General features: G+C 64.6%; 7 protein-coding genes. 1 reads left to right on the top strand and 6 read right to left on the bottom strand.

Annotation, left to right across the window (positions count from 1 at the left end; all coding sequences use genetic code 11):
• Positions 1–109 precede the first annotated feature (109 nt).
• The 4 genes from LHFGNBLO_RS15330 to LHFGNBLO_RS15315 form a co-directional block, all read right to left on the bottom strand.
• Positions 110–994, bottom strand: a complete 885-nt coding sequence (locus LHFGNBLO_RS15330; protein ID WP_258608669.1) for a transglutaminase family protein — start codon at positions 992–994, stop codon at positions 110–112.
• Between the two features lie 8 nt (positions 995–1002).
• The gene (locus tag LHFGNBLO_RS15325) at positions 1003–3414 is read right to left on the bottom strand and encodes a circularly permuted type 2 ATP-grasp protein (protein ID WP_258608668.1); all 2412 of its coding nucleotides are present in this window, start codon (positions 3412–3414) and stop codon (positions 1003–1005) included.
• A gap of 6 nt (positions 3415–3420) precedes the next feature.
• Positions 3421–6780: a DUF2126 domain-containing protein gene (locus LHFGNBLO_RS15320; RefSeq protein ID WP_258608666.1), complete on the bottom strand. Its 3360-nt coding sequence runs from the start codon at positions 6778–6780 to the stop codon at positions 3421–3423.
• A 256-nt stretch (positions 6781–7036) separates the two neighbouring features.
• Positions 7037–8233, bottom strand: a complete 1197-nt coding sequence (locus LHFGNBLO_RS15315) for an acyl-CoA dehydrogenase (RefSeq protein ID WP_258608664.1) — start codon at positions 8231–8233, stop codon at positions 7037–7039.
• A gap of 109 nt (positions 8234–8342) precedes the next feature.
• Between LHFGNBLO_RS15315 and LHFGNBLO_RS15310 the strand changes: the two genes are divergently transcribed.
• Positions 8343–9254: a LysR family transcriptional regulator gene (locus LHFGNBLO_RS15310; protein WP_258608662.1), complete on the top strand. Its 912-nt coding sequence runs from the start codon at positions 8343–8345 to the stop codon at positions 9252–9254.
• Here LHFGNBLO_RS15310 and LHFGNBLO_RS15305 read toward each other — a convergent pair whose 3' ends face one another.
• Positions 9255–11576, bottom strand: a complete 2322-nt coding sequence (locus LHFGNBLO_RS15305; protein WP_258608660.1) for a Tex family protein — start codon at positions 11574–11576, stop codon at positions 9255–9257. It lies immediately after the preceding gene.
• 119 nt (positions 11577–11695) lie between these two features.
• Positions 11696–12874: a serine hydrolase domain-containing protein gene (locus tag LHFGNBLO_RS15300; protein ID WP_258608658.1), complete on the bottom strand. Its 1179-nt coding sequence runs from the start codon at positions 12872–12874 to the stop codon at positions 11696–11698.
• Between the last annotated feature and the right edge of the window lie 18 nt (positions 12875–12892).

Raw genomic sequence — 12892 nt, 5'->3', positions numbered from 1 at the left:
CGCGCCGGCGTCCCCCTGCATGAGGCCTAGGATAGCGGCCGTATCTGCGTTTGAGAAGCAATCTTTGCTGGCTCGAAAGCGCCGGCGTGATCCGCATCGTCGCCCGCCGTCAAGCCTTCTCGAGCACGACCGGAATGACGTCTACCGCCTGGTCGCCGACTTGCCCCCCGGTGGTTTTCAAGACACCAACGATCGGCGCCACATCCGAGTAGTCGCGGCCATAGCCGACAGTGATGTGGTCATTGCTTGCCCGCATGCCGTTGGTCGGATCGAACTCCTGCCAGCCGGCATCGCGCCCGCACCACACCCTAACCCAGGCATGCATGGCGTCGGCTCCTTCGAGCCGAGGCTTGCCCTTCGGCGGAATGGTGCGCAGGAACCCGCTGACATAGCCGGCGGGGATGCCCAGGCCGCGCAGCCCCGCAATCATGATGTGCGAAAAATCCTGACAGACGCCCCGCTTCAGGCTGAACGCGTCGCTGGCCTTCGTCCGAACGGTGGTCGCCTTGCCGTCATAGGTGAAATCACGGTGAATGCGGTTGCACAGATCCATAGCCGTACCGACGGTCGAGCTGCCGACGCTGTCTCGCGCATAGGCAGTGATCGCCGCATCGATGCCGGCATGATCGCTGGCCGCCAGAAAGTGATGCGGTGCATCAGGCGACAGCGACCGCACCGTGCCGAGTTCGGCCCGCAGTTGTTGAATGTCGGGCGAGACGTCGAGCCCGGGCTCCGGCCGCGACACGGCCACGCGCGCGCTCATTCTGATGTCGAGCGCGTCGTGAGCGTCGCGAAAGGCGATCGAGGTGACGTTGTTGCCGAAGAAATCGGCAAAATCCAAGCGTTCGCTCGGCGCCGGCGCAAACGACAGCGAAGCGGCGATCACCCGCTGCACGCCGGCGATCGTCGGCGGCAACACGCGCACCTGATGGCGGCCGCCGCCGGCCGCAGCGTCATAGTCGTAGCGCAGATGGAGCCTGATGTCGTAGAGCATGCCCGCCTTTACCCGAAATAGGCTTTGGCGAGGCTGTTGTAGAGGCCGCCGATCTCATTGGCGAGATCGTCCAGGGCCTTCGCCGTCATGTCCGAAGGCTCCTTGATGGCTATCGCGGTGTTGAGCTGCAGGATCTCCTTCGCCGCCAGCGACATATGCCCCTCGCCACCGATAGCGGGCAACAGCCCGATTTCAGCCTTCAGCCGTTCGAGTTGGAAAAGGATCGAGCGTGGGTTGAGCGGATCGAGCACCAGGAGGTCGATCACCGTTCGCCTGCCGGCCTGCACCGGATACTGCCGCCGGTGAGTCATGACGCTGTCGCCGATCTCCAGCATCATGTCGAGCGCGCCGTCGGGTGCTTGTGCCCTGGTCAGCCGGGCCAGCGTGCGGGCGATCTGGATGCCGCGTTCCAGCCGCCGGCCGATCTCCAGGAAGCGCCAGCCGGTGAAGCGGTACATGTTCTCATGCAGCAGGCCGGAAAAACCGGCAAGCTTGCGCAGGAGGACCGTCATCGCCCGCGTCGCGTCGTCGCCTGGCGCCACCGTCGTGGCGAACTGATGGACCGTCTTCGACAGATCCTTCAGCGCCAGCCAGCCATCGGGCGAAAAACGGTCGCGGATCTGCCCGGCGCTGTAGACGGCGCTGTCCAGCGTGCCGATGAGACCGGACGGGATGGCCGATTCAAGGTCGATGCCGAAGGGGTCGAGATAGTCTCTGACATCGGCAAGCAGCGGCATATCCGGGTCTGACGTCTCGGCCAGCCGCACGTGATAGGCGCGCAGGATGCGCACCGTGTCTTCCGATCGCTCGATGTAGCGGCCGAGCCATGTCAGGTTCTCCGCCGCGCGGCTGGGCAGGCTGCCCGGCATGGTGCGGGTGAAACTGTCATGCTCCTGCGGCAGCAGCGTTTCGCGCTCCACCGCTCTGTCGCTGACCACCCAGACATCCGCCGCCTGGCCGCCGCGCTGCATGGCGATGGCCGTCGGGTCGAGTGAAAAGCCGACGCGGGCGAACCCGCCGGGCATCACCGTCCAGCCATCGGCCGTTCGCGCCAGATAAACACGTAGGCTTGCCGGGCGTGGTTCCAGCCAGCCGCCGACATAGACCGGCGTCGTCGAAAGCGTCACCGCTTCCTGGCCGACGAAGTCGCCGCCGTCGCGTTCGATCCGCGCAATCAATTCGGCCCGTTCCCCGGCGGACAGGGCCGAGCCGAGCTTTGTCGATTCGTCATCCTCGAAAGCCAGTCTTGTCGACAGAGCCGGCCCGATCACCATGCGGTCGATATTGGCCAGCACATGCGCGCGTTCGGATTCTTGTCCGCACCACCACGTCGCGACGCTTGGCAACAGGAGCTCTTCGCCCCGCAGGGCGCGCGAAATCTCCGGCAGGAAGGCGAGTAGTGCGCGCGTTTCCATCAGGCCCGAGCCCAGCGCGTTGACCGTCGAAACAGCGCCCTGGCGGATCGCTTCGACCAACCCCGGCGTACCGATCTGCGAATCCGACCGCAGTTCGAGCGGATCGGCGAAGGCTGCGTCGAGCCGCCGCCACAGCACGCCGACCGGCTTCAGCCCCGAAACCGTGCGCACCATCAGTCTGCCGCCCGAGACGGTCAGATCCTCGCCTTCGAGCAGCATGATGCCGAGATAGCGGGCGATATAGGCATGCTCGTAATAGGTTTCGTTGAGCGGTCCCGGCGTCAGGATGGCGACGCGGCCGCCGGTCGCCTTGGCCATGCCGATCAGCGCATCGCGGAAGCGTCGGAAGAAACCGGCAAGTCGATGCACATGCATCTCGCCATAGATGTCGGACAGCGCACGCGTGGTGGCAACGCGGTTTTCCAGCGCAAAACCAGCTCCCGACGGTGCCTGTGTGCGATCGCCCAGCACCCACCACCGTCCGTCCGGTCCGCGGCCGAGCTCGAATGCGCAGAAATGCAGGAAATGGCCACCGGCCGGCCTGGTGCCGACAACGGGCCGCAAATATTCCGGGCTGGCTGCGATCAGTCCAGCCGGCAGGATGCCCTTCTCGATCAGCCGGTTCGGCCCGTAGATGTCGGCGATCGTTTCCTCGAACAGTTCGGCCCGCTGGACGAGACCGGCGCTGATGTCAGCCCATTCCTTGTCCTCGATCAGCAAGGGAACATGCGCCAGCGGCCATTCGCGCTCATTGGCGCCGGCCTTGTCGTAGACGCGGTAATAGACGCCGGCATCGCGCAGATACTGGTCGGCACGGGCAAAGCGCTGGGCGAGCTTTTCGGGGCCCAGTTCTTCCAGCGCCTCGATGAAGTTCTTCCAGGCCGGGCGGGGATTGCCCGATGCATCGACCATCTCGTCGACGACGCCGTCGATCGGCTGGTAGTGCTCCAGCAGGCTATGGGTTTGCGGCTTGCCGCGTACCCTCTTGTGATTCCCCTTTGCCATCGCTGATCAGAGTCTGGCAGGGCGTCGAAGGTCAAGGGTCATCGGGAAGTCTTCAGCGGCTTCTTCGTTGCGCAGCACGTAACTGGACGGCGTATGGCCGCGCGGCTCGAAGCGGGCGAGCCGCCGCGCCTCGGCTTCGTTGCCGTTGACCGGGAAGGTGTCGTAGCTACGCCCGCCGGGATGCGCGACATGGTAGACGCAGCCGCCGACCGCCCGGCCCGACCAACGATCGTAGATGTCGAAGACCAGCGGCGTGTTGACCGGCAGCGCCGGATGCAGGCCCGATGACGGCTGCCAGGCCTTGAAGCGGACGCCCGCCACCGCGATCTCGCGGTTGTCGGTCACCTTCATCGGCACGATGCGGCCATTGCAGACGATGGCATGGCGCTCCGGGTTGAGCCCTTCTGTCTTCACCTGCAGCCGCTCGACCGAGGAATCGACGAAGCGCACGGTTCCGCCAATCGCCCCTTGCTCGCCCATCACATGCCATGGCTCCAGCGCCTGCCGCAGCTCCAGCTTGATGCCGGCATACTGGACCTCGCCGCAGAACGGGAAGCGGAACTCGAGCTGCGCATCGAACCATTCGGGCCGGAACTCGAAACCGTTCAGCTTGAGGTCGTCGAGCACGTCGAGGAAATCGGCCCAGACATGGTGCGGCAGCATGAAACGGTCATGCAGCGAGGTGCCCCAGCGCACGAAACGGCCGTCGAGCGGGTTCTTCCACGCGCGGGCGATAATGGCACGTACCAGAAGCTGCTGCGCCAGGCTCATGCGCGCATTGGGCGGCATCTCGAAACCGCGGAACTCGACCAGGCCGAGACGACCGGTCGGGCCATCCGGGGAAAACAATTTGTCGATGCAGATTTCCGAACGATGCGTGTTGCCGGTTACATCGGTCAGCAGATTACGGAACAACCGGTCGACCAACCACGGCAATGGTGCCGCGCCTTTGTCTGGATGCGGCACCTGCGCCATCGCGATCTCAAGCTCGTAGAGCGAGTCGTGGCGCGCCTCGTCGAAGCGTGGCGCCTGGCTGGTCGGGCCGATGAACAGGCCCGAGAACAGGTAGGACAGCGACGGATGCCGCTGCCACTGCAACACCAGACTCTTCAACAGGTCAGGCCGGCGCAGAAACGGGCTGTCATTGGGCGTCGCGCCGCCGACGACGACATGGTTGCCGCCGCCGGTGCCGGTGTGACGGCCGTCGATCATGAACTTGTCGGCACCAAGCCGCGTCTGCCGCGCTTCCTCGTAGATCGCCGTGGTTGTCGCCACGCAGTCCTGCCAATTGGAGGCCGGATGGATGTTGACCTCGATGACACCGGGATCCGGCGCCACCCTGATGACGTTGAGGCGTGGATCGTGCGGCGGGCCATAGCCCTCGATATGCACCGGCAGGCCGATCGCTTTTGCCGCGTTCTCGGCCGCCGCGACCAGTTCGAGATAATCTTCCAGCGCCTCGACCGGCGGCATGAACACACACAGCCGCCCGTCACGCGGCTCGACCGACAGTGCAGTGCGCACCGCGCCGCCGATCTCGGTGATCTCCTGCTCGACACGGTCCTGCTGGCCGGTCGTTGCCGTGAAGGATACCGCCTGCTGGCGACGCGCCATTTCGTCGGCGCCTTCAAGTTCGGCTGGAGCCGCTTGGGGCAAGATAGCCTCGCGCGCCGGCAGCGGCCCGCGCGGCAGCGACGGATCGACCGGCACGATGTAGGGGAACTGCGCCGGCGGCACATAAGGCAGCGTGCCGAGCGGCAGGCGATAGCCGACCGGTGAATCGCCGGGCACCAGGAACAGCCGGCCGCGCCGTGTCTTCCATTTCTCCGAGCGCCAGCGCGGTCCCGATGCCTGGCTGTTCCAACGCTGCACCGGCAGTACGTAGCCCGACGGCTTGGTCAGGCCGCGTTCGAACACGCGCGCCATGCGGCTGCGCTCCTCCGGGTCCTCCAGCTTGGAATTCGACGGATCGACATTGTCGGGCAGCTTGCCTTCCTTGAGCAGCCACTCGGCCGGGTCCTCATAGGCTTCGCTGACCATGGTCGTTTCGATGCCGAGTTCGCCGGCGATTGCCGTCAGCAGGCTTTCCGCCTGCTTTGGTCCAATATCGGCCTCGCTCTTTTCCCGTGCGATCAGCGACGGATCGCTCCACACCGGCTGGCCGTCGGTGCGCCAGTAGAGCGAAAAGGTCCAGCGCGGTAGGCTTTCGCCAGGATACCACTTGCCTTGCCCGTAATGCAGGAAGCCGCCCGGCGCGAAGCGTTCGCGCAGTTTTCGGATCAGCGCATCTGCCTTTTCGCGCTTGGTCGGGCCGACGGCGGCAGTGTTCCATTCCGCGGACTCGAAATCGTCGATCGACACGAAGGTGGGCTCGCCGCCCATGGTGAGCCGCACGTCGCCGGCCGCGAGCGCGGCGTCGACCTTGTTGCCGAGCGCATCGAGCGCCAGCCAGCTTTCATCCGAGAACGGCTTGGTGATGCGTGGGTGCTCGGAGATGCGGTCGACCCGCATCTCGAAGCCGAACTCGACATTGGCAAAGCTCGCCATACCGGAAATCGGCGCGGCATTGCGGAAATGCGGCGTCGCCGCCAGCGGCACATGGCTTTCACCGGTGAGCAGGCCGGAAGTCGGATCGAAACCGATCCAGCCCGCGCCCGGCAGATAGACCTCGCACCAGGCATGGAGGTCGGTGAAGTCGACGGCAGTGCCGGGCGGCCCGTCGAGCGCCACAAGATCGGGCTTCAGCTGGATCAGATAGCCGGAGACGAAACGTGCGGCAATGCCGAGGTTCCTCAGGATCTGCACCAGCAGCCAGCTCGAATCCCGGCACGAGCCTTTTGCCGCGGTCAGCGTTTCCTCAGGCGAGAAGACGCCGGTCTCCATGCGCACGATATAGGCGATCTCGCGCTGCAGGCGGGCATTGAGGTCGACGACGAAATTGACGGTGTTGGTCGGGCTGCGGTCGATGGTTTTCAGGAAGGCGGACAACAGCGGCCCAGCCGGCTCGGGCGTCCGATAGATGGCCAGATCATCACGTATCTCTTCCGGGTACTCGAACGGAAACATCTCTGCAGACGGCTCGACGAAGAAATCGAACGGATTGTAGACAGTCATGTCGGCGACGAGGTCGACCTCGATCTTCAGTTCCGCCACCGGCTCCGGAAAGACGAAGCGGGCGAGGAAATTGCCGTAAGGGTCCTGCTGCAGATTGACGAAATGGTTCGCCGGCTCGACCTTCAGCGAATGGCTCAAGACCTTGGTGCGGGAATGCGGCGCCGGCTGCAGCCTGATGACTTGCGGGCCGAGGACAACCGGCCGGTCATATTTGTAGTGGGTCAGGTGGTAGACGGCTGCCAGAATTGCCATGGGGCCCCGGAGTTCAGCGTTTCAAAACGATTTCGCCGAACCCTGACACAAATGGCGGCCATTCTCCAAGCAGAGATGTTGCGGTGCACCTAATTTAAGCAGCGGAAGCCTGCCCAAGATGTGTTGAGATTAGGTCAGGCCGAGCCGAAAATGGTGGCTTCCGAGAACCGGAGCGGAGCGTACTTTGGGTGCGTGAGCACCGGAAGCGCAGGAAGCCGCCCTTTGCAGGCCGGCCTCACCTGAATATCGGCACAGCTCAGAAGAACGCCTGTATCCCCGTCTGTGCCCGCCCAAGGATCAGCGCGTGCACGTCATGCGTGCCCTCATAGGTGTTGACGGTTTCCAGGTTCTGCGCGTGGCGCATGACGTGGTAGCCGATCTGGATGCCGTTGCCGCCATGCATGTCGCGGGCCTGGCGGGCAATATCGAGCGCCTTGCCGCAATTGTTGCGCTTGACGATCGAGATCATCTCCGGCGCCATTTTGCCTTCGTCCATCAGCCGCCCGACCCGCAGGCTGGCCTGTAGGCCCAGCGCGATCTCGGTTTGCATGTCGGCGAGCTTCTTCTGGAACAGCTGCGTGCCGGCCAGCGGCTTGCCGAACTGCTTGCGGTCGAGGCCATATTGGCGGGCGCGGTGCCAGCAATCCTCGGCCGCGCCCATCGCCCCCCAGGAAATGCCATAGCGCGCCCGGTTGAGGCAGCCGAACGGACCGCCGAGGCCCTTGGCGTTCGGCAGCAACGCGTCTTCGCCGACCTCGACGCCTTCCATCACCACCTCACCGGTGATCGATGCGCGCAGGCTGAGCTTGCCGCCGATCTTCGGCGCCGACAGCCCCTTCATGCCCTTTTCCAGCACGAAGCCGCGAATCTCGTCCTTGCCGTTCTCGCCCTTGAGCTTCGCCCAGACGACGAACACGTCGGCGATCGGCGCGTTGGAAATCCACATCTTGGAACCGGAAAGCTTGTAGCCGTTCGCCGTCTTCTCGGCCCGCGTCTTCATGCCGCCGGGATCGGACCCCGCATCCGGCTCGGTAAGGCCGAAGCAGCCGATCCATTCGCCCGAGGCCAGCTTCGGCAGGTACTTCTTGCGCTGCGCCTCCGAGCCATAAGCATGGATCGGAAACATCACCAGCGACGACTGCACGCTCATCATCGAGCGATAACCCGAGTCGACGCGCTCGACTTCCCGCGCCACCAGCCCGTAGGTGACATAGTTGGCGCCGAGCCCGCCATATTCCTCAGGAATCGTGATGCCGAGCAGACCCGCATCGCCCATCTCGCGAAAGATACCGGCGTCGGTCTTCTCCTCAAGATAGGCTTCCTCGATCTTCGGCGCCAACTTGTCGGCGGCAAAGGCCACGGCGCCGTCGCGCACCATGCGTTCGTCTTCAGAAAGCTGGTTCTCGATCAGGAAGGGATCTTCCCAGACGAACGCGTTCTTGTCGGCGGCCATGGCTGTCGGTCCTCTCAAACGAAATCTTGAAGTGCCCGGCTTATCCGCCTCCGCCTTGAAAAAATCAAACGAAATTGCATCACGGATCAATGAGCGTTAGTAATGAATCATGAACGTCCAGCGCCGCCTTTTGCCGAACATCAGCGCCCTCGCCGCCTTCGAGGCGGTGGCCCGTCTGGGCAGTTTTACCGCTGCTGCCCAGGAGCTCGATCTGACCCAGGGCGCCGTCAGCCGGCAGGTCAGGCTTTTAGAAGACCAGTTCGGCCGCCGCCTGTTCGAGCGCGACAGTCGCAATGTCAGGCTGTCGACGGCGGGCGAAATCTATGCCGAGGCGGTTCGCTCCGCGCTTGGCCAGCTGCGCGACGCGGCGCTCGGATTGATGAGCAATCGGCATAGCGGCATCCTGAACCTCGCCATATTGCCGACCTTCGGCACGCGTTGGCTGATGCCGCTCATTCCGGATTTCGTCGAAAACAATCCCGACATCACCATCAACTTCGTCACCCGCATCGGACGCTTCGACTTCGCCCGCGAGCGACTGGACGCCGCCATTCATCATGGTCAGCCCGACTGGCCGGACGCCGACTCCACGCTGTTGATGCGCGAGACAGTGATGCCGGTGGTTTCACCCGAATTCCTGGCCAGCCGCGCCATTGCCACGGCGGTCGATATCAGCCGCCTGCCGCTACTGCACATGGCGACGCGTCCCGGTGCCTGGGGCGAATGGTTCGAAGAGCAGGGTCTCAGCCCGCCGACCGGGCCCGGCATGCAGTTCGAGCAATTCGGCACCGTCGCCCAGGCCTGCATGGCCGGGCTTGGCGTGGCGCTCCTGCCGGAGATCCTGATTGCGGGCGAGCTGCAGCGCGGCCAGTTGGTGCCGGCGCCGGGCCGGCCGATGCAGAGCCGCAGCGCCTACTATCTCGTCGTGCCACACGACAAACGCGGCCATCCGCCCGTCGCCAGCTTTCGCGACTGGCTGCTGGGCCAGGTTGAGAAGGAGCCGGCTGTTCTGGCGTGGTAGCTACTTCCGCTTCATCGCTTCAGCCAAAGCCGCACCAAACGCGCCCTGCGCCGGCCGCTCCGGCTGGCGCTGTGGCGCCGCCGAACGCGGCGTCGGCTTGCCGCCACCATTGTCGCGCGCCCCGGCTTTCGATACCCCACCCTCGCCACCATCCTTGCGCATGGAAAGGCCTATCCGCTTGCGCTTGATGTCGACGTCGACAACGCGCACTTTCACCACGTCGCCCGCCTTCACCACCTCATGCGCATCCTTGACGAAGCGGTCGGCCAGTTGCGAGACGTGCACCAACCCGTCCTGATGCACGCCGATATCGACGAAAGCGCCGAAGGCCGCAACATTGGTGACGGTGCCTTCCAACAGCATGCCGGGCTTCAGGTCCTTGATGTCGTCGACGCCCTCGGCAAAGGTCGCGGTCTTGAAGCCGGGGCGCGGATCGCGGCCGGGCTTTTCCAGCTCCGCCAGGATGTCGCGCACCGTCGGCAGGCCGAACCGATCATCGACGAAGACGCGCGGATCGAGCGCTTTCAGTGCCGCGCTGTCGCCCATCAGCGCGCGGACGTCGCGCCCGCAGGCGGCAACGATCTTCTTCGCCACGCCATAGGCTTCGGGATGCACCGACGAGGCATCGAGCGGCTCGCTGCCATTGGCAATGCGCAGAAAGCCGGCGCATTGCTCGAACGCGCGAGGTCCAAGGCGGGAGACCTTGAGTAGATCCTTCCGGCTGGCGAAGGGGCCGGTCGCGTCGCGATGCGCAATGATCGCTTCGGCCAGCGAGGCGCCAAGCCCTGAAACCCGAGCCAGAAGTGGCGCCGAGGCCGTGTTGAGGTCGACACCGACGGCATTGACCGCGTCTTCGACCACCGCCTCCAGTGAGCGGCCGAGCCGGTACTGGTCGACATCATGCTGGTACTGGCCGACGCCGATCGATTTGGGTTCGATCTTGACCAGTTCGGCCAAGGGATCCTGCAGCCGCCGCGCGATCGACACTGCGCCGCGCAACGACACGTCAAGACCGGGAAATTCCGCCGCCGCGGTTGCCGAAGCGGAATAGACCGAGGCGCCCGCCTCGCTGACGATCACCTTGAGGGGCTTCGGCCCAGAGTCCGCCGGCATATCGGCCAGCATGTCGGCGACCAGCTTCTCGGTTTCACGGCTGCCGGTGCCGTTGCCGATGGAAATCAGCTCGACCTTGTGCAGGCGGATGAGCTTGGCCAGTTCTGCCTGCGTGCCGCGCACGTCGTTCCTTGGCGGAAACGGATAGACCGTCGTCGTCGTCAGCACTTTTCCGGTGCCATCGACCACCGCCACCTTGACGCCGGTGCGAATGCCCGGGTCGAGCCCCATCGTGGCGCGCGAGCCGGCCGGTGCGGCGAGCAGCAGATCCTTCAAATTGCGGGCGAATACATGGATCGCTTCTTCCTCTGCCCTTTCACGCAAATCCCGCATCAGGTCGAGCGTCAGGTGCAGCGACAGTTTTATGCGCCAGGTCCAGCCGGCGACCTCGGTCAGCCAGCGGTCGCCCGGCAACTGGCGGCCGATGGCGTAGGCGTCGGCAATCATCCGTTCGACCGGTTTCACCTGGGAGGCGTCGTCGGCATCGACCTCGATGTCGAGCGACAGCACTTCCTCGTTGCGGCCGCGCAACATGGCCAGCGCGCGATGGCTGGGTACGTTGGCCCAGCGCTCGACATGGTCGAAATAGTCGGAGAATTTCGCGCCGGCCTCCTGCTTGCCGTCGACCACCTTAGCCCGCATGAAGGCGCGTTCCTTCATGTAGCTCCTGAGCTTGCCCACCAGATCGGCATTTTCGGCGAACTGTTCCGACAGGATGTCGCGCGCGCCGTCGAGCGCCGCCTTGGCATCGGCCACCTCTTCGGTCAGATAGGCCAGCGCCAGTTCCGTGGGCACCGCCGCACGGTCGGCAAGAATGGCCTCCGCCAGCGGTCCCAATCCCCGCTCACGCGCGATCTCGGCCTTGGTCCGCCGCTTTGGCTTGTAAGGCAGATAGATGTCTTCGAGCTCCGCCTTGGTCGTTACATCAGCGATCTTGCCTTCCAGTTCGGCCGTCAGCTTGCCCTGCTCGCGGATCGAACCCAGGATGGTGTCGCGGCGCGCGTCGAGCTCGCGCAGATAGGCAAGCCGTTCGGCCAGCAGGCGCAATTGTGTGTCGTCCAGACCGCCGGTGACCTCCTTGCGGTAGCGCGCCACGAACGGCACTGTCGCCCCCTCGTCCAGCAGTTCGATCGCCGCTGCGGCCTGTTCGGGCCGCGAAGCGATCTCGGCTGCTATGAGTGCTGCGATGCGCTTGATGTCAGATGCCATGTGGTTCCTATGCCCAGTCGAAAAGAGCAGCGACCATAGGCGCTGAGCATCGCCGCGCCAACCGCGGCGTTTTCAACCGTCTGAGAGGTCCACAGGAAAGCGCACCTTAGTTCGGATGCCTAGACCATCCGGCTCAATGCCTCGAAGAAGGCGACGAGTTCCAGGTCGAGCGGATCGTCGACCGGCGCCGGCTGCGACGACATCTTTGCGATCACCACCTCATCCCTGGGATTGACATAGAGCCATTGGCCATGGATGCCGAGGCCGAAGAAGGCACCGCTTGTCCCACCCGTCTGATACCATTTGTTGCGGTAGCGGCCCTGCGAAAGGAGGAACGCCATGGTGCCGCGCTGCCATGCGGCGGCGTCACCGCCCGTCTCGATCGTGTCGCGCACCCAGGCTTCCGGCACGATGCGGCGGCCATTGGCCATGCCGCCTTGCCGCATCATCTCGCCGACGCGCGCCAGGTCGCGCGGCGTCACCGAAACGCCGCCGGCCGTGCGCGCCGTGCCTTCCATATCGACCGTCACCGAGGCTTCGCTGGCGGCACCGAGCGGCAGCCACAATTTCTCGCGCATCAGATCCGTGACGCGCTGGCCGGACGCACGTTCGATGAGGATGCCCAGCAGATCGGAATTGGGCGAGCGATAGCGGAACGTCTGGCCATGCGGCTCGGGCAGGCGCTGCAGCGTCAGGATGAATGCGCGGAGGCTTTCACTACCGCCGCCCGGATTCCACAGCGTCGCGCGGCGGTAGCGGGCAAAGGCGCTTTCCGGATCGAGATAGGCCTCTTCAAAGTCGAGGCTGACGGTCATGTCGAGCACGTGCCGCACCGTCGCATCGCCATAGGCCGAACCGGCTGCTTCGGGAAGGTACCGGGTCACCGGCGCTTGCGGATCGAAAATCCCCTCACCTTCCAGGATGCCGGCAACAATGGCGGTCAGCGATTTGCTGATCGAAAAGATGATGTGGCGTGCGCCGAACTCCATATGCGGTGCGAACCAGTCGCCGACGACCTTGCCGGCCTTCATGATCGTCAGCGCGTCGGTATCGGAGCGAACGAGAAAGTCCGCGACAGTCTCCTGACCACCGGCCAGAGTGACCTTCTCACTGAGCAGCCCGTCCAGAGACGGTGCCGGCACGTCGTCACCACCCGACGCAGCGATGCGTGCGCTGGGTACCAATTCGCCGACATTCTGGAACGACCATCGGCTGAACGGCTTTTCGCGCCAGTTGCCAAGCAGCACCTGGTTACGGGCAAAGCCATACCTGGTCTCGAACGCGGTCTTGCCAGTCACGGCGTTTCCTTCCGGATT

The sequence above is a fragment of the Mesorhizobium sp. AR10 genome (assembly GCF_024746795.1).
In the GTDB taxonomy this organism is placed as follows: Bacteria; Pseudomonadota; Alphaproteobacteria; order Rhizobiales; family Rhizobiaceae; genus Mesorhizobium.
This window is presented reverse-complemented; position numbering and strand designations above follow the sequence as displayed.